Origin of the sequence: Streptomyces griseicoloratus, assembly GCF_014534645.1 — a bacterium.
GTDB lineage: Bacteria > Actinomycetota > Actinomycetes > Streptomycetales > Streptomycetaceae > Streptomyces > Streptomyces griseicoloratus.
Genome location: NZ_JACVQF010000127.1, coordinates 65,264 through 86,988 on the forward strand (window position 1 = coordinate 65,264; position 21,725 = coordinate 86,988).

The 21,725-nt window shown below is 72.7% G+C and carries 17 protein-coding genes; 6 read left to right on the forward strand and 11 right to left on the reverse strand.

The window, feature by feature from the left end; genetic code table 11:
- Positions 1-201: 201 nt before the first annotated feature.
- Positions 202-2,883, forward strand: a complete 2,682-nt coding sequence (locus H0H10_RS03710) for an ATP-binding protein (protein WP_188179340.1) — start codon at positions 202-204, stop codon at positions 2,881-2,883.
- A gap of 1 nt (position 2,884) precedes the next feature.
- Here the strand turns inward: H0H10_RS03710 and pcaDC are convergent, their stop codons facing one another.
- Genes pcaDC through H0H10_RS03745 form a run of 7 tightly spaced genes read right to left on the reverse strand, consistent with a single transcriptional unit; the run spans position 2,885 to position 9,375 of the window.
- On the reverse strand, positions 2,885-4,003 hold the full coding sequence (gene pcaDC / locus H0H10_RS03715; protein ID WP_188179341.1) for a bifunctional 3-oxoadipate enol-lactonase/4-carboxymuconolactone decarboxylase PcaDC: 1,119 nt from the start codon (positions 4,001-4,003) through the stop codon (positions 2,885-2,887).
- A 2-nt stretch (positions 4,004-4,005) separates the two neighbouring features.
- Complete coding sequence (gene pcaB / locus H0H10_RS03720; RefSeq protein WP_188179342.1) at positions 4,006-5,349, reverse strand: 3-carboxy-cis,cis-muconate cycloisomerase; 1,344 nt, start codon at positions 5,347-5,349, stop codon at positions 4,006-4,008.
- Entirely contained in the window at positions 5,346-5,951 is a 606-nt protein-coding gene (gene pcaG / locus H0H10_RS03725; RefSeq protein WP_188179343.1) for a protocatechuate 3,4-dioxygenase subunit alpha, read from the reverse strand. Before pcaG ends, pcaB begins: the two co-directional genes overlap by 4 nt.
- A gap of 6 nt (positions 5,952-5,957) precedes the next feature.
- Entirely contained in the window at positions 5,958-6,731 is a 774-nt protein-coding gene (gene pcaH, locus H0H10_RS03730; protein WP_188179344.1) for a protocatechuate 3,4-dioxygenase subunit beta, read from the reverse strand.
- An 18-nt stretch (positions 6,732-6,749) separates the two neighbouring features.
- Positions 6,750-7,952, reverse strand: a complete 1,203-nt coding sequence (locus H0H10_RS03735) for a thiolase family protein (RefSeq protein ID WP_188179345.1) — start codon at positions 7,950-7,952, stop codon at positions 6,750-6,752.
- Positions 7,949-8,593 carry a CoA transferase subunit B gene (locus H0H10_RS03740; RefSeq protein ID WP_188179346.1) on the reverse strand — a complete coding sequence of 215 codons (645 nt, stop codon included), beginning with the start codon at positions 8,591-8,593 and terminating at the stop codon, positions 7,949-7,951. The genes H0H10_RS03735 and H0H10_RS03740 overlap by 4 nt, the downstream gene beginning before the upstream one ends.
- Complete coding sequence (locus H0H10_RS03745) at positions 8,593-9,375, reverse strand: CoA transferase subunit A (RefSeq protein WP_188179347.1); 783 nt, start codon at positions 9,373-9,375, stop codon at positions 8,593-8,595. Before H0H10_RS03745 ends, H0H10_RS03740 begins: the two co-directional genes overlap by 1 nt.
- Positions 9,376-9,584: 209 nt before the next feature.
- Between H0H10_RS03745 and H0H10_RS03750 the strand changes: the two genes are divergently transcribed.
- A complete protein-coding gene (locus H0H10_RS03750) occupies positions 9,585-10,049 on the forward strand; it encodes a MarR family winged helix-turn-helix transcriptional regulator (RefSeq protein ID WP_188179348.1) in 465 nt (154 codons plus the stop codon).
- A gap of 37 nt (positions 10,050-10,086) precedes the next feature.
- Here the strand turns inward: H0H10_RS03750 and H0H10_RS03755 are convergent, their stop codons facing one another.
- Positions 10,087-11,085: a DUF3048 domain-containing protein gene (locus H0H10_RS03755; protein WP_188179349.1), complete on the reverse strand. Its 999-nt coding sequence runs from the start codon at positions 11,083-11,085 to the stop codon at positions 10,087-10,089.
- Between the two features lie 197 nt (positions 11,086-11,282).
- On the opposite strand from H0H10_RS03755, the gene H0H10_RS03760 reads away from it, so the two are divergent.
- Positions 11,283-12,473, forward strand: a complete 1,191-nt coding sequence (locus H0H10_RS03760) for a zinc-dependent alcohol dehydrogenase (protein ID WP_188179350.1) — start codon at positions 11,283-11,285, stop codon at positions 12,471-12,473.
- 42 nt (positions 12,474-12,515) lie between these two features.
- On the opposite strand, the gene H0H10_RS03765 is transcribed toward H0H10_RS03760, so the two are convergent.
- Positions 12,516-13,577: an ATP-dependent DNA ligase gene (locus H0H10_RS03765; RefSeq protein ID WP_188179351.1), complete on the reverse strand. Its 1,062-nt coding sequence runs from the start codon at positions 13,575-13,577 to the stop codon at positions 12,516-12,518.
- Between the two features lie 74 nt (positions 13,578-13,651).
- Here H0H10_RS03765 and ligD point away from each other — a divergent pair, with 74 nt between their 5' ends.
- Positions 13,652-14,680, forward strand: a complete 1,029-nt coding sequence (gene ligD, locus H0H10_RS03770; RefSeq protein ID WP_188179352.1) for a non-homologous end-joining DNA ligase — start codon at positions 13,652-13,654, stop codon at positions 14,678-14,680.
- On the opposite strand, the gene H0H10_RS03775 is transcribed toward ligD, so the two are convergent.
- The gene (locus H0H10_RS03775; protein ID WP_188179363.1) at positions 14,667-16,847 is read right to left on the reverse strand and encodes an OmpL47-type beta-barrel domain-containing protein; all 2,181 of its coding nucleotides are present in this window, start codon (positions 16,845-16,847) and stop codon (positions 14,667-14,669) included. The genes ligD and H0H10_RS03775 overlap by 14 nt on opposite strands.
- A gap of 14 nt (positions 16,848-16,861) precedes the next feature.
- Positions 16,862-19,348, reverse strand: coding sequence for a ThuA domain-containing protein (locus tag H0H10_RS03780; protein ID WP_188179353.1), 2,487 nt, complete (start codon positions 19,346-19,348; stop codon positions 16,862-16,864).
- Between the two features lie 224 nt (positions 19,349-19,572).
- Between H0H10_RS03780 and H0H10_RS03785 the strand changes: the two genes are divergently transcribed.
- Positions 19,573-20,568, forward strand: coding sequence for a multicopper oxidase domain-containing protein (locus H0H10_RS03785; protein WP_188179354.1), 996 nt, complete (start codon positions 19,573-19,575; stop codon positions 20,566-20,568).
- A gap of 14 nt (positions 20,569-20,582) precedes the next feature.
- The gene (locus H0H10_RS03790; RefSeq protein ID WP_188179355.1) at positions 20,583-21,524 is read left to right on the forward strand and encodes an ornithine cyclodeaminase family protein; all 942 of its coding nucleotides are present in this window, start codon (positions 20,583-20,585) and stop codon (positions 21,522-21,524) included.
- Positions 21,525-21,725: the final 201 nt, after the last annotated feature.

Genomic DNA, 21,725 nt, shown 5'->3' on the forward strand with positions numbered 1-21,725 from the left:
GCGCGGTGAGGACGTCCTCCGCCACGGGATGGTTGACGGGTCGTCGGACACCGCCGCTGGTGGCGGACGCGGCTCGTCGTCCGCGCTGTACCGCATGTCACCCGTCACGGCAACTGCTGTGCTGTCGGACCACCAATCGGCCGGTCGGGCGGTTAGGCTCAAGCCCTGTACGTCGTTCGGGCGACTTGGGGAGGTAGCGGGATGACGGAGGTACGGCCCACGGCCGCCGCCTCGGCTTCCCTGTGGGAGCGCGATGCGGAGATCGCCGCCGTCACACGGGCGGTCGACACCCTGTGCGCGGACCGCTCGTCCTCCGGCAGTCTGCTGGTGTGCCAGGGCGAGGCGGGACTCGGGAAGACCGCCCTGCTCGCCGAGACCCGCCGTATCGCCGAGGCCCGCGGCTGCACGGTCTGGTCGGCACGCGGCGGCGAGACCCTGCGCTCCGTCCCCTTCAACGTCGTACGGCAGTTGCTGCAGCCCGCGCTCGTGTCGATGCTCCCCGAGGAGGCCCGCGACTACCTCGGCGACTGGTACGACATCGCCGGCCCCGCGCTCGGCATAGCGGACCCCGGCGAGCGGCAGGCCGACCCGCAGGGCGTGTGCGACGGTCTGGTCGCCGCCGTGCGCCGGCTCGCCCGCCGGGAGTGGCCCCTGGTGCTGCTGATCGACGACGCCCACTGGGCCGACCAGGAGACCCTGCGCTGGCTGGCCGCGCTCGCCGGACGCCTCGACGAGACCTCCGCGCTGGTCGTGGTCGCCCGCCGCCCCGGCGAGGCCACCGGCGACAGCGCCCGTCACCTGGAGGCCGTCGCCGCCGCGGGCGACCACCTCGCCACGCTGAGCGCGCTCACCCCGGCGGCGACGGCCGGGCTCACCCGCACCACCCTGGGCGCCCACGCCGACGCCCCGTTCTGCCGTGAGGTGTGGGCCGTCACCGGCGGCAACCCCTACGAGACCGTGGAACTGCTCGCCAAGGTCCAGGACACCGAGCTGGAACCGGTCGAGGCCCAGGCCGGCGAACTGCGCGCCCTGAACCGCTCGGCCCGCGGCGGCGGCCTCGTCGCCCGGCTCGAACAACTCGGCGTCGACGCCACCCGGTTCGCCTGGGCCGCCGCCATTCTCGGCACCGGCATCACCGTCGACCTGGTGGCCCGCCTCGCCACCCTGAACCGCGACGACGCCGGACGCTGCGCCGAGCTGCTGCGCAGCGCCCGCATCCTCACCGCACCCGACCCGGCGAACGGCCAGGTGCCCGCCGGCGACCTGGAGTTCGTCCACCCCCTGATCGCCACCGCCGTCTACAACTCCATCCCGGACGCGCTGCGCACGGCCATGCACGGCATAGCGGCCCAGCTCGTCACCGACTCCGGGCTCGGCGCCGCGGCCGCCTCACGCCACCTGCTCCAGGTCCACCCCGACGACGACCAGGACGTCGTCGAGCAGCTGCGCGAGGCCGCCCGCGAACACCTCGCCGTCGGCGCACCCGACGCGGCCCGCCGCTGCCTCGAACGCGCCCTCAAGGAACCGCCGCTGCCCGAGGCCCACGCGCGCGTGCTCTACGAACTGGGCTGCGCCACCCTGCTCACCGCGCCCGCCAAGACCATCGGCCACCTGCGCACCGCCCTCGCCATGCCGGGCCTCGACGGAGCCGAACGCGTCGACGCCGTCTTCCGCCTCTCCCAGGCCCTCCTCCACAACGACCAGCTGGAGGAGGCCGTCCGCACCGTCGAGGCGGAGGCCGCCCGGACCCCCGAAGGCCCTGTGCGGCTGCGGTTGCAGGCCGCCCAGTACATGTGGGAGGGCATCCACGCCGGCGAGACGGCCTCGCCCGGCCGCTCCGCCCGCCTCGCCCGGATCGCCGCGAACTGCACCGGCCGTGACAACGCCGAGCGCGTCCTGCTCATCCTGCGCGGCTTCGACGCCATGACCCACGGCGAGAGCGCCGACGAGGTCGTCGACCTGTGCGACCGCGCCCTCGTCAACGGCCGCCTCGCACCGGGACTCGGCTGGACCGACACCGAGTGGGGCCTGGAACTGCCGATGATGCTGGCCAGTGCCTACGCCTACACCGACCGGCTGGACCGCGCCGAGGCACTGTTCACCGAGGCCCTGCGCGCCTACGACACCGCAGGCTGGAGCGGCGGCCACCTCGCCCTCGCGCACGCCTACGTCGGCCTCGGCCACCGCAGGCGGGGCAGGCTCAAGGAGGCGGAGGCCGCCCTGCGCGAGTCGCTGCGCATCGCCGAGCGGGTCGGCCGCGGACTGCCGCTGTACTGGTCCGCGATCTGCAACCTGGTCGACACCCTGCTCGCCCGCGGCCACGTCGAGGAGGCCTGGTCGGTCGCCGAGCAGTACGGCTTCGCCCCGCCGTACCCGTCCACCATCGTGCTGCCCGACCCACGCGTCGTCAGGGGCCGGCTGCTGCTCGCGGTCGGCCGCACCGAGGACGGGGTCAACGAACTGGAGAATGCCGAGAAGGCGGCTGCCTCGCGGGGCCACCACAACCCCGTGCTGGTCCCCTGGGCGACCGACCTCGCCCGGGCCCTCGCCACGGAGGATCCCGGCCGCGCCGCGCGACTGGCCACGGACGCCCGCCGCCATGCCGAGCGCTTCGGCACGGACACCGCCATAGGAGAGGCCCTGCGCTGTGCCGCCGCCCTGGAGACCGGCCGGCGCGCGGTCCGGCTCGCCGCCCAGGCGGTCGCGTACCTGGAGGCCTCGCCCTGCCAGTACGAACACGCCGCGGCCCGTGTCGAGTACGGCATCGCGGCGCGCTCCGAGGCCGAGCTGAACCGCGGCCTGGCCCTCGCCCGTTCGTGCGGCGCGGACGGACTCGTGAGGCGGGCCCGCGAGGCACTGGGGGCCGGACGGGTGTCCGGGTGACTCAGGCCCCCGCGCCGCCCTCCTTCTCCGCCAGCACCCGCTGGGCCGTCGCGAACGCCGAGTTCGCCGCCGGGACCCCGCAGTACACGGCCGTCTGCAGCAGCACCGCGCCGATCTCCTCGGGCGTGAGGCCGTTGCGCCGGGCCGCCCGCACATGCATGGCCAGCTCCTCGTAGTGGCCGTGCGCGACCAGCGCCGTCAGCGTGATCATGCTGCGCTCGCGGCGCGAGAGCGTCCCGTCGGTCCAGATCTCCCCCCACGCGTAGCGTGAGATGAAGTCCTGGAAGCGGGCCGTGAACGGCGTCTGCCGCCCCTGGGCCCGGTCCACGTGCGCGTCGCCCAGCACCTCGCGCCGCACCGCCATGCCACGCTTGGCGTCCCCGCCGAAGTGGGCGCGCAGCGCGGTCAGCACCGCCTCGGGGCGCTCGGCGGGCGCCAGGTGCGACGCACCCGGGATCTCGACGAGCGACGCGCCCGGCACGGCGTCGGCGATCTCCCGCAGATGCGCGGGCGGCGTCGCCGGATCGTCGCGCCCGGCGACCAGCAGCGTGGGTGCGGAGATCCCGGCGAGCCCGTCGCGCAGATCGAACGCGGCCAGCGCGTCGCAGCAGGCGGCGTACGCCTCCGGATCGGCGTCCCGGTGGTCCCGGACCAGCTCCGGCACGGTGAACCCGGGCGTGAACCACCGGTCGTTCGCGCTCAGGGCGAGCTTCGCCAGCCCCTCGGCGCGCACCAGCGCGGCCCGCTCCTGCCACGGCTTGGCACCGTTGAAGTGCGCCGAGGAGCAGATCACGGCCAGCGACGACACCCGCTCCGGATGGTGGAGGGCCAGATGCAGGCCCACCGCGCCGCCGAGCGAGACCCCCGCGTACGCGAACCGCTCGACCCCGAGCGAGTCGGCGAGCGCCAGCACCAGGCCGGCGAGGTCGGCGACGGTGGCGCCGGGGCGGATGAGGTCTGCCGGGGAACCGCCGTGCCCCGGCAGGTCCCAGCGGATCACCCGGTGCGCCGTGGACAACTCGGGCGCCACCTTGTCCCACAGGGCGTACGAGGTGCCCAGCGAGGGGCCGAGCAGCAGCGGGGGAGCGGAGGAGGGGCCTTCGGACAGATGGTTGAGCATGGTCAGCGTCGCTCCAGGGCACGGTCGGTGAGGGCTCCGGCGGAGCCGGTGTAACGGGCGGGGTCCGTGAGGTCGCCGAGGTCGACGCCGCTCAGCTCCGGCTCCTCGGCGAGGAGTTCGCCCAGGGTGCGGCCCTCGGTGTACGTCCGCCCCGCGATCTCGGTCAGCAGTTCCTTGGCGCGGGCCCGCCCGAGCACCGGCGCCAGTTCGGCGGAGAGCCGCTCGGACACGATCAGCCCGTGCGTCAGGCCGAGGTGGGCACGCATGGCCCCGGGATGCACCCGCAGGCCCTCGGTCAGTTCGGCGGCGTCGCGCGCGGCACCGCCGGTCAGCCGCAGCAGCTCCCGCAGCGGCTCCCACTCGGCGTGCCAGGCACCGGCCGGCCGCTCGTCCTCGGCGGCCAGCGCGCCGTACAGCGTGGCGGCGAGCTGCGGTGCGCGCCGGGCCGCGGCCGCGATCAGCGTCGCCCGCACGGGATTGGCCTTGTGCGGCATCGCGGACGAGCCGCCGCCGCTGCCCTCGGCGACCTCGGCGATCTCGGTCCGCGAGAGGGTGAGCACGTCCGCGGCGACCTTGCCCAGTGCCCCGGCGGCGAAGGCCAGGCAGCCGGCCAGATCGGCGACCGGCGTCCGCAGGGTGTGCCAGGGCAGCAGCGGCGCCCGCAGGCCGAGTTCCCGGGCGTAGGCCGCCGGCAGCGCGGCCGGGTCGGTCGCGCCGTAGGCCGCGAAGGCCGCCAAGGTGCCTGCCGCGCCGCCCAGTTGGGCGGGCAGGCCATCGCGTACGGCGACGATCCGGTCCCGTGCGTCGAGCACCAGCGACCGCCACCCGGCCGCCTTCAGCCCGAACGTCGTCGGCACGGCGTGCTGGGTGAGCGTCCGGCCCGGCATAGAGGTGTCGCGGTGCTCGGCGGCCAGCCCGGCCAGCGCGCGTCCGGTGCGTTCCAGGTCGGCGAGGACCAGGTCCAGGGTGCGCACGGCGACCAGCATCGTCGCCGTGTCCAGGATGTCCTGGCTGGTCGCGCCCCGGTGCACATAGGGGCCGTACTCCTCGCCCACCGCCCGCGTCAGATCCGCGACCAGCGGGATCACCGGATTGCCGCCGGCACGGGCCCGCTCGGCCAGGGAGCGTACGTCGAAACGGGCCGGGTCGGCGGCGTCGGTCACCGCCGTCGCCGCGCCGGCGGGGGCGAGGCCCAGTGCGGCCTGGGCGCGGGTCAGCGCCGCCTCGGCGTCGAGCAGCGCCCGCAGATAGGCGCCGTCCCCGGTCGCGGCGGCCGCCGGCGAGCCCGCCCACCCGGGGGCGAGCAGGCTCGGGCCGGCATCGGCAGGGGTCTCGGCAGATGTCACTGGAACTCCAGGAAGACCGTCTCGCCCTCGCCCTGAAGGCGGATGTCGAAACGGTACGTGCCGTTGCCCTCCTCCGCCGCGATCAGCGTGTCGCGGCGCCCCTCGTCCACCCGGGACAGCAGCGGGTCGGCGGCGAGCGCCGCCTCGTCGCCGGGCAGGTAGATCCGGGTGAACAGGTGCACGAGCAGACCGCGCGCGAAGACGCACACGCTCACGTACGGCGCGTTCCGGCCGCGTGCCCCGGGCCGGAGGGTGCGCGCGTACCAGTGCCCGTCGGCGTCGGTCTGGATCCGCCCGAACCCGGTGAACTCCACGCCGTTGCGCCCCAGGAAGCCGCCCGAGGCCGGGTCGCGGCGCATGGAGCCGTCGGTCGTGGGCAGCTTGCCGTCCGGGTCCGGCCCCCACAGCTCCACGAGGGCGTCCGGCAGCGGCCTGCCCTCGCCGTCGAGGACGTACCCGTGCACGGTGATCGTGTCGGGGTGGCCGAGCGGCGCGATGTCCTCCCCGCCGCGGAACGGCAGCGCGTACCCGTAGAACGGGCCGACGGTGTGCGACGGCGTGGGCAGCACGTTCTCCGGCCTGCTGGTGTCGATCTTCGTCATGGCGGATCAGCGTCCTTCTTCGATCCAGGTGGCGTTCGGGCCGTCGAGCACGATGTCCCAGTGGTAGCCGAGCGAGAACTCGGGCACGGACAGGCTGTGGTCGTACGTCGCGACCAGCCGCTGCCGGGCGGCGTCGTCCGTCACGGACTGCAGGATCGGGTCGTACGGGAACAGCGGGTCGTTCGGGAAGTACATCTGTGTCACGAGCCGCTGGGTGAACGCCGTGCCGAACACCGAGAAGTGGATGTGGGCCGGACGCCAGGCGTTGACGTGGTTGCGCCATGGGTACGGGCCCGGCTGGATGGTGGTGAAGCGGTAGAAGCCGTCGTCGTCGGAGATCGTGCGGCCCACACCGGTGAAGTTCGGGTCCAGCGGGGCGTCGTGCTGCTCGCGCTGGTGCGCGTAGCGCCCGGCCGAGTTGGCCTGCCAGATCTCCACCAGCTGCCCGCGCACCGGACGTCCGTCGCGGTCCAGCAGCCGGCCGGAGACGGTGATGCGCTCACCGACCGGCTCGCCGGTGTGCTGCCGGGTCAGGTCGTTGTCGATCTCGGTGATGTCCCGCTCCCCGAAGGCGGGGGAGGACAGCTCCACCAGCTCCGGGTCCTTGGTGACGTCGATGGCGATCGGCGGCTGCTTGGGGTGGCGCAGCACCGAGGAGCGGTAGGGGGCGTAGTCGCGGCGCGGATGGTGCTCGACGGGCGCGCCGTCGGCGACCCGCTTCTCGTAGGCGGCGTGCTCGGCCGCGATCTCCGCGTCGATGTCGGCTTGCGTCAGAGTCATGGAAAGTCCCCGGGATTCCTAGCGTTCGAGGAGGAGGGCGAGGCCCTGGCCGACGCCGATGCAGAGCGTGGCGACGCCGGTGCCGTGGCCCTTGCGGGCGAGCTGGTGGGCGAGGGTGCCGGCGAGCCGGGCACCGGAGGCGCCCAGCGGGTGGCCGAGGGCGATGGCACCGCCCTGCGGGTTGAGGACCGCCGGGTCGAACTCGGGCCACTCGGCCACGCAGCCCAGCACCTGGGCGGCGAAGGCCTCGTTGAGTTCCAGGACGTCCAGGTCGGCGAAGGTCCGGCCGGCCTTGGCCAGGGCGCGGTTCACGGCCTCGACCGGGGCGAGCCCGAAGTACTGCGGGTCGTTGGCCGAGACTCCGGTGGCCGAGATCCGGGCCAGCGGTTCGCGGCCGGTGGCCTTCAGGCCCTCCTCGTCGACCAGGAGGAGGGCGGCCGCGCCGTCGTTCAGCGGCGAGGCGTTGCCGGCCGTGACCGTGCCGCCCGTCTTGCGGAAGGACGGCTTGAGCTTCGCCATCGCCTCCAGGGACGCGCCGGGCCGTACGCACTCGTCGGCGGCGAAGACGACCGGGTCGCCCTTGCGCTGCGGGATGGCGACGGGCGCGAGTTCGGCGTCGAACAGGCCGTCGGCCTGCGCCTGCACCGCCTTTTGGTGGGAGGCGAGGGCGAACTCGTCCTGCTGCTCCCGGGTGATCTTGTGCTTGTCCGCGATCAGCTCCGCCGACTCGCCGAGCGGGATGGTCCACTGCGGGTCCATCGCCGGGTTGACCATGCGCCAGCCCAGGGTGGTGGAGTACAGCTCCGTGTGCCCGGCCGGGAACGGACGGTCGGACTTGGGCAGCACGTACGGCGCCCGGGTCATCGACTCCACGCCGCCCGCGAGGACGACGTGGGCGTCGCCGCAGGCGATGGCGCGGGCGGCCTGGATCACGGCTTCGAGGCCGGAGGCGCACAGCCGGTTCACGGTGACGCCGGGCACGGAGGTGGGCAGGCCGGCGAGCAGGGCGGCCATGCGGGCGACGTTGCGGTTCTCCTCGCCGGCCCCGTTGGCGTTGCCGAAGTACACGTCCTCGATGCGGGACGGGTCCAAGTCCGGGGTGCGGGCGAGGAGTTCGCGCACGGCGTGCGCCGCGAGGTCGTCCGGGCGCACGCCCGCCAGGCCGCCGTCGTACTTGCCGAACGGGGTGCGGACCGCGTCGACGATGAAGACGTCCCTCACTTCAGTCCCTCCGCGACGACGATCTCGGCATCGGTCTTGGCGGCGATCTCCTCGACGGTCACCCCGGGGGCGCACTCCGTCAGCACGAGTCCGTCGCCCGTGACGTCCAGGACGCCCAGGTCGGTGATGATCCGGTCCACGCACGCCTTGCCGGTCAGCGGCAGCGCGCACTCCGCGACGATCTTGGGGGAGCCGTCCTTCGCGGTGTGCGTCATCACGACGATCACGGTGCGGGCACCGTGCACGAGGTCCATCGCCCCGCCGATCCCGGTGATCATCTTGCCGGGGATCGCCCAGTTCGCCAGGTCGCCGCCGGCGGAGACCTGCATGGCCCCGAGCACGGCGACGTCGATGTGCCCGCCGCGGATCATGCCGAAGGAGAGCGCGGAGTCGAAGAAGGAGGCGCCGGGCAGGACCGTGACGGTCTCCTTGCCCGCGTTGATCAGGTCCGGGTCGACCTGGTCCTCGGTGGGGTAGGGGCCGGTGCCCAGGATCCCGTTCTCGGATTCGAGGGTCACCTCCACACCCTCCGGGAGGTAGTTGGGGATCAGGGTCGGCAGGCCGATGCCGAGGTTGACGTACTGGCCGTCCCGCAGTTCCCGGGCCGCGCGGGCGGCCATCTCTTCACGCGTCCAGGCCATCAGGAACTCACCGTCCCTCGTGCCGGAGGCACGGAAATCGTACGCCGCTCGATCTTCTTGTCGGCGGCCTGCTCCGGCGTCAGCGCCACCACCCGCTGCACGAAGACGCCCGGCAGGTGCACGGCGTCCGGGTCGATCTCGCCGGGCTCCACCAGCTCCTCGACCTCGGCGATCGTCACCCGGCCGGCCATGGCGGCCAGCGGGTTGAAGTTCCGGGAGGACTTGGCGAACACCAGGTTGCCGTGCCGGTCGCCCTTCGCCGCCCGCACCAGGGCGAAGTCGGTGCGGATGCCGCGCTCCAGCACGTACTCGGTGCCGTCGAACTCGCGGACCTCCTTCGCGGGCGAGGCCAGCGCCACCCCGCCGGAGCCGTCGTAGCGCCACGGCAGCCCGCCCTCGGCGACCTGCGTGCCCACCCCGGCCGGCGTGTAGAACGCCGGGATGCCGGCCCCGCCGGCGCGCAGCCGCTCGGCCAGCGTGCCCTGCGGGATCAGCTCCACCTCCAGCTCGCCGGCCAGGTACTGGCGCGCGAACTCCTTGTTCGCCCCGATGTAGGACCCGGTCACCCGTGCGATGCGGCCGGCGGCCAGCAGCACGGCCAGGCCCGAGTCCATCGCACCGCAGTTGTTCGAGACCACCGACAACCCGCCGGTCCCGCGCTCGTACAGCGCCTGGATCAGCACGTTCGGCACGCCGCTCAGCCCGAAGCCGCCCACGGCCAGCGACGCGCCGTCCGGTACGTCGGCCACCGCCTCACCGGCCGTGGCCACCACCTTGTCCATCCGAGAAGCCCCATCTCTTCCAAGCGCCCGACAAGCAAATTAATCAGGGCACTGAGTATTTCAGCGAGGTTTCCCACACGCTGCCACCGGAGAGCCGAAGCGTCAAGACCTCGGAAAACGCGACGTAGATCGCTTTCGTGGATGGCGGACATCGTACGGGCGGCCCGGTATCGTTCAGTGCACCAACGAATGCGACCACGGGAGCGCACATGGCCGCGGTGGACCTCACCACCCATCCCGGGCACCTGGCCCGGCGGCTGCAGCAGGCGCACTACCTGCTGTGGAACACGATGGTCTCCGAGGAGATCACCTCGCCGCAGTTCGCGGTCCTCAACGCGCTCGTCGCCGAACCCGGCCTGGACCAGCGGACCGTGGGGGAGAGGGTGGGGCTCGACCGGTCCACCATCGCCGAGGTGATCAGCAGGCTCGGCCGCCGCGGTCTGCTCGACAAGGTCCGCGATCCCCAGGACGGCCGCCGCTTCCTGCTGCGGCTCACCGACGAGGGGCTGCGCACCCACCGGAAGCTGACCGTGCGCACCGCCCGGATGAACCAGGTGTTCCTGGCCCCGCTGTCCGCCGAGGAGCAGTCGCTCTTCTTCGAGCTCATCCGGCGGGTCGCGGACGCGGCCGAGGGGCTGCGCAACCCGGCCGAACCGGCGGCTGCGCCCCGCTGACCGGGCACCCTGGGCGGCTCAGGGGGCCCCGGGCTGCTCAGGGCATCCGTGCGAACACCACCCACACCTGGCCGTCGGCGACGTTCACCGGCGTGCCGTCCGCCGCGGTGAACGCCGTGCCCTGCGCGGCCGACCCCCGCCGCCACGTGACGTCGTGGGCCCGGCCGTCGCGCAGCACCTCCGCCCGCCCGGAGCCCACCGACTCGACGTACGGGGTGGGGCTGCCGAGGGAGTCGTGGAAGCCGGACTCCCGCATCCGGACGTACTGCACGACGACGGTGGCGGGCGCCAGCCGCCGCCCCTCCGCCGTGACGGCGGGGCGGCCGTCCATGCCGACCAGCCAGCGGCCGGCCGCCGCCGACCAGGTGAAGGTGAAGGAGGCCGCCGGATAGCGCACCGTGCGCGAGGCCTCGTCCCTGCCGCCCGTGGGCGCCTCGCCGCGGCGGAATCCCGTCGTCAGGGCCGAGGGGCCCGGAGCCGAGGGCAGCAGCCGGCCGGGGTGCACATAGAGGTTGTGCGGAACCGGCCGGCCCCCGTCCCGGACGTACGCCCCCGGCGTCCGCCCGGGAGTCTCCGCGCGCAGCGGTGCCGCGTCGATCAGCGGCAGCAGTCTGCTCTGCGCCCCGGAGAAGGCGAGCGTCGGCCGGTGGAACTGGCGCAGCAGCTCCAGGTCCGACTCGCGTGCGCTGCGCACCGGTCCGACCCGTTCCGGAAGCCTGGTCGCATAGACCGCCATCAGTCGGCTCAGCCCGCCCTCCACCGGCTCGACGTACACCACGTCGGCGGCGTCCAGTCCCGTCTGGGGCCGGGCCGCGGGCACGTTGTCGATCTTCACGGCGAGCACCGGGGCGGCCGGGGAGGCCGGGGGGACGTCGCTCGTGCCGGGCGACTCGGCGCGCTGCCGGCCCCGCCCGTCACCGTGACCGTCGCCCGGCGCGGGCCCTCCCGTGCAGCCGGCCGCGAGGGACACCGACACGACCGCGGCCACCAGCGCCGCCGCCCTCGCGCCGTATCGCCTGCGTGTTCCCCGTTCCATCCTCCCGACCACCCGCCCGTCACGCCCTGTGACCTTGATTATGTGCTTATGAGTACATTTCCGGCCATACCCGAACCGTCGCGGAAGGGCGCGCGGAATCGTCCGATCGGCCGTCGGCGCCGTGGTTCGCCGGGGTGACCCCGGGTACCCGGCCGCACGTATGTCCGACGCGCCGGTGACGGAGGGAGCGCGACGCCATGAAGGCAGTGACCTGGCAGGGCAAGCGGGACGTACGGGTCGAGGAGGTGCCGGACCCGAGGATCCAGGAGCCGACGGACGCGGTCATCCGCGTCACGACCACCGGGCTGTGCGGCTCCGACCTGCACCTGTACGAAGTGCTCACCCCGTTCATGACCCCCGGCGACATCCTCGGCCACGAGCCGATGGGCATCGTCGAGGAGGCCGGCCCGGAGGTTCCCGGACTCAAGCCCGGCGACCGGGTCGTCGTGCCGTTCCAGATCGCCTGCGGGCACTGCTTCATGTGCGACACCGGGCTGCCGACCCAGTGCGAGACCACCCAGGTCACCGGCGAGCACATGGGCGCCGCCCTGTTCGGCTACACCCGCCTGTACGGCGCGGTGCCCGGCGGGCAGGCCGAGTACCTGCGCGTGCCGCAGGCGCAGTACGGCCCGATCAAGGTGCCGGAGGGACCGCCGGACGACCGTTTCGTCTACCTCTCCGACGTCCTGCCCACCGCCTGGCAGGCGGTCGCCTACGCCGGCGTCCCGCAGGGCGGCAGTGTCGCCGTGCTCGGCCTCGGCCCCATCGGCGACATGGCCTGCCGGGTCGCCCAGGTCAAGGGCGCCGGCCGGGTGTTCGGCGTGGACCTCGTGCCGGAGCGGCTGCAACGGGCGCGCGAGAGGGGCGTGGAGACGTACGACCTGCGGTCCTTCGACAACGAGAAGGAACTGGTCGCCGCGATCCAGGACGAGACCGACGGCCGCGGGCCCGACGCCGTGATCGACGCGGTCGGCACCGAGGCCCACGGCAGCGCCGCCGCGAAACTGGTCCAGCAGGGCGCCGCGATGCTGCCCCGAAAGATCGGCGGACCCCTGGCGGAACGCTTCAGCGTCGACCGGCTCGCCGCCCTCAACACCGCCATCGAACTGGTGCGGCGCGGCGGCACCCTCTCGCTCGTGGGCGTCTACGGCGGCATGGCCGACCCGATGCCGATGCTCACCCTCTTCGACAAGCAGATCCAGATGCGGATGGGCCAGGCCAACGTGCGCCGCTGGAGCGACGAGATCATCCCGTTCCTGACGGACGAGGACCCCCTCGGCGTGCAGGACTTCGCCACCCACCGGCTGCCGCTGGCGGACGCGCCCCATGCCTACGAGATGTTCCAGAAGAAGCAGGACGGCGCGATCAAGGTCCTCATGCAGCCGTGAGGGTCCTCATGCAGCCATGAGGCCGGCCGTGAGGCGCCGGCCTCAGCCGAGGATCTCCGTGAGGTCGTAGCGCACCGGCTCCTCCAGCTGGGCGTAGGTGCAGCTCTCCGGCGTCCGGTCCGGGCGCCACCGGCGGAACCGGGCCGTGTGCCGGAAGCGCGCCGCGTTCTCCATGTGGTCGTACGCCACCTCCGCCACCCGTTCCGGGCGCAGCGGCACCCAGGACAGGTCCTTCTTGCCCGACCAGCGGCTCGGGGCGCCGGGCAGCCGCGCCGACTCGTGCGCGGCCTCCTCCGCCCAGGCGGCCCACGGATGACCCCCGACGTCGTCCATGCGCAGCGGCTCCAGCTCGTCCACGAGCTCGGCGCGGCGCTTCATGGAGAACGCGGCGCACACGCCCACGTGCTGGAGGGCACCCCGGTCGTCGTACAGTCCGAGCAGCAGGGAGCCGACCACGGGGCCGCTCTTGTGGAAGCGGTAACCGGCGACGACCACGTCCGCCGTACGCTCGTGCTTGACCTTGAACATGGCCCGCTCGTCCTGGCGGTAGCGCAGGCCGGGCGGCTTGGCGACGACGCCGTCCAGCCCCGCGCCCTCGTACTCGTCGAACCACTGCCGGGCCACCTCGACGTCGGTCGTGGCCGGCGCCACGTGCACCGGGGGCGTGGCCCCGGCCAGCGCCCGCACCAGCAGCTCCCGCCGGTCGGACAGCGGCACGTCGAGCAGGGACTCGTCGTCCAGCGCCAGCAGGTCGAAGGCGACGAAGGACGACGGCGTCCGCTCGGCCAGCATCCGCACCCGCGAGTCGGCCGGATGGATCCGCTCGGTGAGCGCGTCGAAGTCCAGCCGCCCCTCCCGCGCGATCACGATCTCCCCGTCCAGCACGCAGCGCTCGGGCACCCGCTCCTTCAGCGCCGCCACCAGCTCCGGGAAATACCTGGTCAGCGGCTTGGTGGTACGGCTGCCCAGCTCCACCTCGTCCCCGTCGCGGAACACGATCGCCCGGAACCCGTCCCACTTGGCCTCGTAGTGCATGCCCGGCGGGATCTTCGCCACGGACTTGGCGAGCATCGGCTTCACGGGCGGCATGACGGGCAGATCCATGCTCCGATTCTGCGCGCCCGGCGCACCCTTCGCCTGATGTGCGAGGTCCGCCCGGTGCGCCTACCGTGGCTCGCATGGCGGAAGCGGTGGAACTGGAGGCGGGCGGCCGGACCGTGCGGCTGTCCAACCCCGGCAAGGTCTTCTTCCCGGAGCACGGCTACACCAAGCTGGACCTGGCCCGCTACTACCAGGCGGTCGCCCCCGGCATCCTGCGCGCGCTGCGCGAGCGGCCCACCACCCTGGAGCGCTACCCGGACGGCATCACCGGCGAGTGGTTCTACCAGAAGCGCGCGCCGAAGAACATGCCCGACTGGATCCCCACCGCGCACATCACCTTCCCCAGCGGACGCAGCGCCGACGAGATGTGCCCCACCGAGGAGGCCGCGGTGCTGTGGGCCGCCCAGTACGGCACGCTCACCTTCCACCCCTGGCCGGTGCGCCGCACGGACGTCGACCACCCCGACGAACTGCGCATCGACCTCGACCCGCAGCCCGGCACCGACTACGACGACGCCGTCCGCGCCGCCCACGAGCTGCGGGCCGTCCTGGACGAGTTCGGCGGTCTGCGCGGCTGGCCCAAGACCTCCGGCGGGCGGGGCCTGCACGTGTTCGTGCCCATCGAGCCGCGCTGGACCTTCACCCAGGTGCGGCGCGCCGCCATCGCGGTGGGGCGGGAGATGGAACGGCGGATGCCCGAGCACGTGACCATCAAGTGGTGGAAGGAGGAGCGCGGCGAGCGCATCTTCATCGACTACAACCAGACCGCCCGCGACCGCACCATCGCCTCCGCCTACTCCGTCCGCCCCCGCCCGCACGCCCCCGTCTCCGCACCCCTGCGCTGGGAGGAGGTGGGCGTCGCCCACCCGGCGGACTTCGACATCACGACGATGCCCGCGCGCTTCGCCGAACTGGGCGACGTGCACGCGGGCATGGACGACCACGCCCACTCCATCGAGGCGCTGCTGGAGCTGGCCTCGAAGGACGAGCGCGACCACGGCCTCGGCGATCTGCCGTACCCGCCCGAGTATCCGAAGATGCCGGGGGAACCCAGGCGGGTACAGCCGAGCCGTGCGAAGAAGCAACCGGGACCTACAGCTCCCTGATCCGGACGTCCCGGTAGGAGACGACGTCCGTCGTGCCGTGCACCTGGAGCCCGATGTAACCGGAGGCGAACCGCCGGCCGTCGGTGCCCGGGTCGTCCGAGCGCGGAGGCTCGAACTCCTGGCCGCCGATGTTGTCGAACTCGTTGATCAGCACGCCGTTGCGGTAGACCGAGTAGTGCTGGTCCACCACCCGGATCTCGTAGTCGTTCCAGGTGCCCTTCTGCGTGACCCCGGCCCCGGCGAGACCCACCCGGTCGAAGCCGTAGACCGAGCCGGTCTTGTACATGTCGCCGCTGGGGCTGTCGAACACCTGCACCTCGTGCCCGTACTTGATGGCCACCCACTCCGGCCGCGACTCCTCCGGGTGGTCGTGGACCCAGGGGAAGCGCACGAAGACGCCGGAGTTGGCGTTCCCGGTGCCGGGCGCGTCGTCACGCCACTGGAGCTTCAGCGAGAAGTCGCCGTACTTGCGCTCGGGGAACCACAGCATGCCGAGGCCCGGCTTCGTGGTGCCGGAGGTGATCGACCCGTCCGGGTTCAGCCCGAACGAACCGCCGCCCACCTGCTCCCACTTCGCGAACGACTCCGGGCTGCCGTCCATGATCGTGCGGTAGCCCTCGGTCTGGCCGGGCCTGCCGATGCCGGACTGGCGGGCGGCCTTGTTGATCGCCCGGTACTCCCGCTTGTCGACGACGCCCTCGGCCAGCAGCCGGTCCAGCACCTCCTGCACGTGCTTCAGGAACAGCGCCTGGGACGTCCACTCCTTCTCGTCCTCGATCAGCTCGCCGATCCGGCACCGGTTGTTCGTCACCCGGTTCGGCACGCCCGAGTCGACCGTGCCGACGATCACGGTGAGCCGTTCGTCGTACTCCGGGCAGTTGGGCGCCGGCACCCCGCCGCCCGCCACCACCGTGAAGCTCACGCTCCGCGGCTCGGAGGTGTTGCCCGCCTTGTCGCTCGCCCGGTACGCCACGGTGTGCGTGCCGGCGCGGTCGACGACGACCGGTGCCGTGTACGCCAGGTAGGGGCCGGCGTCGAGCGAGTACTCGATGCCCGCCACGCCCGAACCGCCCTCGTCGGTCGCGCTGACCGTCACCTTCGCGTTGCCGACGTACGCCCCGTCGGAGTTCTTCGTGCCCTCCACGGTCGCGCCCGTCACCGGCGGGGTGGTGTCCTGCGGGGGAGCGGCGACCACGGTGAACTCGACGCTCTTGTCGGCCGCGACGTTGCCCGCCTTGTCCGTGGCGCGGTAGCGCACGGTGTGGGTGCCGGCCTGGTGCACCATGACCGGCGCGGTGTACGCCTGCCAGGCACCGTCGCCGATCGCGTACTCGATGGTGTTGACGCCGGACCCGGTGTCGGAGGCGGTGACGGTCACCGTCGCCATGTCGATGTACGCGCCGTCCGCGTTCCGCTCGCCGTCGACCGTCGCCGAGGTCTCCGGCGGGGTCCTGTCGTCGGTCGGCGGGGCGACCACCGTGAAGGTCACGCTCTTCTCGGCGGCGGCGTTACCGGCCTTGTCGAAGGCCCGGTAGCGGACCGTGTGCTCGCCGACCCGGTCGACGACGACCGGCGTGGTGTACGGCTGCCAGGCGCCGTCCGCGCCGATCGCGTACTCGACGCGATCGACGCCGGACCCCTCGTCGGTCGCGGTGATCGCGACGCTCGCGGCACCGACGTACTGGCCCGCGTCGTTCCGGGTGCCCTGGACGTCCGCGGACGTCTCGGGCGCCGTCGTGTCCTCGCCGCCGCCCTCGGTCACCACCAGCACGCCCTTCATCTCCCCGTGGCCGGGGATCGTGCAGTGGTAGAGGTAGCGGCCGGGGCTGAGGGTGACCTCGGCGGTGTGCCGGCCGCCCTGGTCGTCGAAGGGGTTGGCCAGGATGTTGAGCTGGACGTCGCTGTTGTACTCGGGGTCGTTCGTCACGAACGTCAGCGTGTGCGGCATGCCGGTGGTGTTGCCGGTCGCCGCGCTGTTCTCGAAGACGATCGTGGCCGGGCCGGCGACCGCGGTCGCGGGTGCCGACGTGTACTTGGTGATGTCGTCGCCGGCCGTCCAGGTCAGGACCTGTTCGGCGGCCTCCTCGGCGGCCCTCGGCTGTCCGGTCGCGGACGTCGCCTGCAGGCCGAGCACCATCAGCAGGGCGGCCAGCAGGGCGGCCCAGATTCTTCGGTGCCGTATCACTCGGTCCTCCTCGCCAGCTGGCCGGCGGCCGGGGTCGGCCCGCCGCCCGTGTAGGTGACCCGCCACAGGGCCGACTTGGAGTCCGAGGTGAAGAAGCCGCGGCCGTAGTCGAGGACGTACAGCGCGCCGTCCGGACCGAACCTCCAGTCCATCAGGTTCTTGATGCCGTCGCTGCCGACCGGCACGATCTTCTTCAGCGACTCCGAGTGCACCGGCAGACCGCCGTCACCCTGCGTCTTCGGGTCCATGAGCACCGCGTTGCGCGGCTGGTCGGCGTCGTAGAAGTCGCCGACGAACCACTTGCCGTCCCAGTAGGCCGGCCACTTCGTCGCACTCGTGCTCTGCGCGTCGTAGCGGTAGACGGGGCCGTTCATCGCGGCCTGGCCGCCGCCCTTGAGCCAGGGCAGCCGGTAGGTGGCCTCCTCCGCCTTGTAGGACGGGATCCCGTTCGCGTCGCGCGGGAAGTCGGGTCCGCCGCCCTGCGGGGAGTACCAGATGTTGTTGCCGGTCACCGGCGGCAGATTGACCAGGCCGTCGTTGTTCGGCGACTCGTTCTTCGGGTGGTCGCAGTCGTACCAGCCCAGCGGCTTCGACGGGTCCGGCAGGTTCCGGTCCCGGTACGGCTGCTTGTTGCCCATGCAGTACGGCCAGCCCCGGTTGCTCGCCTTGGTGATCACGGCGAACGTGTCGTACTTCGCCGGACCCCACGTCGGCGACGGGGCACCGGCGTCCGGGCCGACCCAGCCGGCGTACAGGGTGTCGGTCGACTTGTCGACGGAGATGCGCGCCGGGTTGCGGACGCCCATCACGTAGATCTCGCCGCGCGTCTTGCCGCCGCCCTCGGCGGTCTCCTTGCCGGTGAAGAGGTTCCCCTCGGGGATCGTGTACGTCCCGTCCGGCTCCGGGTGGATGCGCAGGATCTTGCCGTTGAGGTTGTTGGTGTTGCCGGCGGTGCGGCGCGCGTCGGCGAAGGACACGCCCTTGAAGTTGGGCTCGGGGTTGTTGCCCGAGTAACCGCCGCTGAAGCCGCTGGAGTTGTTGTCACCCGTGGCGATGTACAGGTTGCCCTTGGAGTCCCAGGCCATCCCGCCGCCCGCGTGGCAGCAGCTGTGGATCTGCACCGGCCACTTCAGCAGCACCTTCTCGCTGCCCGGATCCAGCTTCCCGCTGGTCTGGTCGAAGGTGAAGCGGGAGACGCGCCGCTCGGCCATGTGGGTCTCGCGGTTGATCTCGGAGTGGGGTGTGTAGTGCAGGTACACCCACCCGTTCTCCGCGAACTTCGGGTCCAGCTCGATGCCGAGCAGCCCCTCCTCGACCTTGGTCAGCTCGTCGCCGCCGCCCTTGTTGCCGAAGACGGTCAGCTCACCGGCGAGGGTGACCTTCCCGGTCCCCGGGTCGTAGACGTGGACCTGGCCCTTGCCCTTGCCGATGTCGGGGTTGTTCCAGTCCGTGATCACGGGCTGCGAGGAGTCGGCACCGCCCCGGCCGATGTAGAACACGCGGCCGTCGGGGGCGGTGACCATGCCGTGCGGCTCGCCGATCTGGTCGTTCTGCCCCGGCTGGTTGGGCTGGGTGAGCCGCTCCGCCTTGTAGTTGCCGGTGATGGTCGCCTTGCAGTCGGCCTGCGCCAGGCGCGTCGTCCACAGCAGCGCGCCGCGCAGGTGGGCGCGGAAGTCGGTCTCGTCGTACGACGACACCGTGCCGCCCATACCGGTGTAGAAGGAGCGTCCGCCGTCGTAGTCCCGGCACCAGCTGACGGGGTGGTCCCATCCGTTGGCGCCGGTCCCGGGCTGGTACGTCGACTCCCGGACCCGGGCGACGGTGTGCACCTCACCGGACGGGTTCTTCTGCCAGTTCAGCCACTTGTCCGGCCGCTTCCACTGTACGGGCAGGTCCTTGGTGGCCGGGTGCCGGCGGTCGCCGACCTCGACGGTGGCGCGCTGCACGTTCGCCGGGCCGCCGGCGGCGGGGCGGGCGCCCACGAGGCCGGTGAACCAGTCCGAGTACGGCTCCGCGCGGGCCGCGTCGTGGATGCCGACGAAACCGCCGCCCGCCTCCATGTACGCCTCCAGCCCGGCCTCCTGGTCCGGGTCCAGGACGTCACCGCCGCCGGTGAGGAACACGATCGCGTTGAAGCGGCCGAGTCGGCGCTCGTCGGTGAAGACGGAGGCGTCGTCCGTCGCCTCGACCCTGAACCGCTCGTTCGCCGGACCGGACAGTCCGATCTTCTCGATGGCCTCGATCCCGGCGTTCACGACCGGGGACTCGTCCCCGGCCGCGGCGGACCCGTAGAAGATCAGGACGCGGACGTTGGCGCCGCCGGGCGGCGACTTGATCGACATCGTTGTCAGGGACGGATCCGGCGCCGGGAGCGCGCCGGCGGCGGGGGCCGACAGCAGTCCGGCGGCGACGGTCCCGGCGGCCAGGGACGCCGCCCAGATGCGTCTCCTCGTGCCTTTGGCGCTCAACCCTCGTAAGTGCATGGGCTTGTGATGCGATGTGAACCGCACGTGGTCACCCACCCCTCCTCGGTCACGGCAGCAGCGCCAAGGAAGCTAGACCTCTTTGCGCGATTCGCCAAGAGATATGACCGGGATGGCACGAACTTTGTCCTGAGTGTGGATAAACAAGGTCGCGCCCGGTACCGTCCCACAGGTTCGTCACAGCAACATCTCCGCAAGTTCCGGACCAGTGTGGGGAGTTCGGCATGGACAGACGCGGCTTCAACCGACGGGTGCTGCTGGGTGGAGCGGCCGTCGCGACATCGTTGTCACTGGCCCCCGACCCGGCCGGCGCGGCGACCCCGGCCAAGACGGCGCCGGCCGGGGGCGAGGTGAAACGCATCAAGCTGTACGCCGAGAAGCTGCCCGACGGGCAGATGGGCTACGGCCTGGAGAAGGGCAAGGCGACGATCCCCGGCCCGCTGATCGAGCTCAACGAGGGCGACACGCTGCACATCGAGTTCGAGAACACCATGGACGTGGCCGCGAGCCTGCACGTCCACGGCCTGGACTACGAGATCTCCAGCGACGGCACCAAGCTGAACAAGAGCCACGTCGAGCCGGGCGGCACCCGCACCTACACCTGGCGCACGCACGCCCCCGGCCGCCGCAAGGACGGCACCTGGCGGGCGGGCAGCGCGGGCTACTGGCACTACCACGACCACGTCGTCGGCACCGAGCACGGAACCGGCGGCATCCGCAAGGGCCTGTACGGCCCGGTGATCGTGCGCCGCAAGGGCGACGTCCTGCCGGACGCCACCCACACGATCGTCTTCAACGACATGCTCATCAACAACAAGCCCGCGCACACCGGCCCGGACTTCGAGGCCACCGTGGGCGACCGCGTCGAGTTCGTGGTGATCACGCACGGCGAGTTCTACCACACCTTCCACATGCACGGTCACCGCTGGGCGGACAACCGCACGGGCATGCTCACCGGGCCCGAGGACCCGAGCCAGGTCATCGACAACAAGATCGTCGGCCCGGCGGACTCCTTCGGCTTCCAGGTGATCGCGGGGGAGGGGGTGGGTGCCGGGGCCTGGATGTACCACTGCCATGTCCAGAGCCACTCCGACATGGGCATGGTGGGGCTGTTCCTGGTGAAGAAGGCGGACGGGACGATCCCGGGGTACGACCCGCACGACGGGCACACCTCCGCCACGGTGCCGGAGGGCGAGGCGGAGACCGCGCACCACCACTGAGGGATCATGGGTGGGTGACCCTCGTACTGACCCGCGGCGACCTCGAATCCGTCCTGGACCCCGCCGCCTGTCTCACCGCCCTGCGCGACGGCTTCGGCGCCGCGGACGCCGTCGCGGTGGACGGGCAACGCGTCCGGACCGACCTGCCGTTCCCCGGGACCGCCACGGCCCTGATCCCCGGGCTGCTGCCGGGTGTCGAGGCGTACACGGTGAAGGTGAACGCGAAGTTCCCCGGCGCCCGTCCCGCCCTGCGCGGGGTGATCTGCCTGCACAGCGGGCGGGACGGCGAACTGCTGGCCCTGCTGGACTCCGCCACGGTCACCGCCTGGCGCACGGGGCTCGCCGCGGCCCTCGGCACGCACGTCCTGGCGGTTGCCGGGGCGGACCAGGTGATCGGCGTGATCGGCGCGGGGGCGCAGGCCGACCTCATGGTGCGTGGGCTGGAGGTCCTGCGGGGGCGTCGCTCCCTCGTCGTCCACGACACGGACGGCGAGCGGGCGGTGGCGTTCGCCGCGCGGTACGGCGGCCGGGTCGCCGCCAGTGCGACCGAGGTGGCCGCCCGGGCCGACGTGGTGCTGCTGGCGACGTGGTCGCGGACGCCGCTGCTGACGCTGGCGGACACCAGGCCGGGGCAGCACTTCACGAGCCTGGGCGCCGACGAGCCGGGCAAGCGGGAGCTGGCCCGGGACCTGCTCCAGGCGTCGGTCGTGGTCGTCGACGACCGCGAACTGGCCGCCCGCATGGGCGCCCTGGCGTCCGCGGACCTGCCGCCGACGGCCGCCGACGCCACCCTCGGCGAGATCCTGCGCGGTGACCACCCCGGACGGCCCGGCGCCGCAGCGCGATCCGTCTACGCGCCCGTGGGCCTGCCCTGGCAGGACCTGGCCCTCGCCTGGCAGGCGTACGAGCGGGCCGCGGAGCACGGCATCGGGCGACGGATCGACCTGCTGGCCTGAGCGGTGACGGGCCCGCGGCGACGGGCCCGCGGTAATGGGTCCGCGGGCACGGGCCCGCGGTGACGGGCCCGCGGTAAAGGGTCCGCGGGCACGGGCCCGCGCTCCCCGGTCCCCGGTTCCCGGTCCGGAGGGGCCGGTCAGGGCCCGATCCGGGACCGGCGGCTGAGCGGTCCGGGCGCGTGGTCACGGACCTGCGGTCAC

Bases quoted from the DNA above. Each gene is read 5' to 3' on its own strand.
- H0H10_RS03710 (WP_188179340.1), top strand. From the start codon at position 202: ATGACGGAGGTACGGCCCACGGCCGCCGCCTCGGCTTCCCTGTGGGAG.
- pcaDC (WP_188179341.1), bottom strand. From the start codon at position 4,003: ATGCTCAACCATCTGTCCGAAGGCCCCTCCTCCGCTCCCCCGCTGCTG.
- pcaG (WP_188179343.1), bottom strand. From the start codon at position 5,951: ATGACGAAGATCGACACCAGCAGGCCGGAGAACGTGCTGCCCACGCCG.
- pcaH (WP_188179344.1), bottom strand. From the start codon at position 6,731: ATGACTCTGACGCAAGCCGACATCGACGCGGAGATCGCGGCCGAGCAC.
- H0H10_RS03740 (WP_188179346.1), bottom strand. From the start codon at position 8,593: ATGGCCTGGACGCGTGAAGAGATGGCCGCCCGCGCGGCCCGGGAACTG.
- H0H10_RS03745 (WP_188179347.1), bottom strand. From the start codon at position 9,375: ATGGACAAGGTGGTGGCCACGGCCGGTGAGGCGGTGGCCGACGTACCG.
- H0H10_RS03750 (WP_188179348.1), top strand. From the start codon at position 9,585: ATGGCCGCGGTGGACCTCACCACCCATCCCGGGCACCTGGCCCGGCGG.
- H0H10_RS03755 (WP_188179349.1), bottom strand. From the start codon at position 11,085: ATGGAACGGGGAACACGCAGGCGATACGGCGCGAGGGCGGCGGCGCTG.
- H0H10_RS03760 (WP_188179350.1), top strand. From the start codon at position 11,283: ATGAAGGCAGTGACCTGGCAGGGCAAGCGGGACGTACGGGTCGAGGAG.
- H0H10_RS03765 (WP_188179351.1), bottom strand. From the start codon at position 13,577: ATGGATCTGCCCGTCATGCCGCCCGTGAAGCCGATGCTCGCCAAGTCC.
- ligD (WP_188179352.1), top strand. From the start codon at position 13,652: ATGGCGGAAGCGGTGGAACTGGAGGCGGGCGGCCGGACCGTGCGGCTG.
- H0H10_RS03780 (WP_188179353.1), bottom strand. From the start codon at position 19,348: ATGCACTTACGAGGGTTGAGCGCCAAAGGCACGAGGAGACGCATCTGG.
- H0H10_RS03785 (WP_188179354.1), top strand. From the start codon at position 19,573: ATGGACAGACGCGGCTTCAACCGACGGGTGCTGCTGGGTGGAGCGGCC.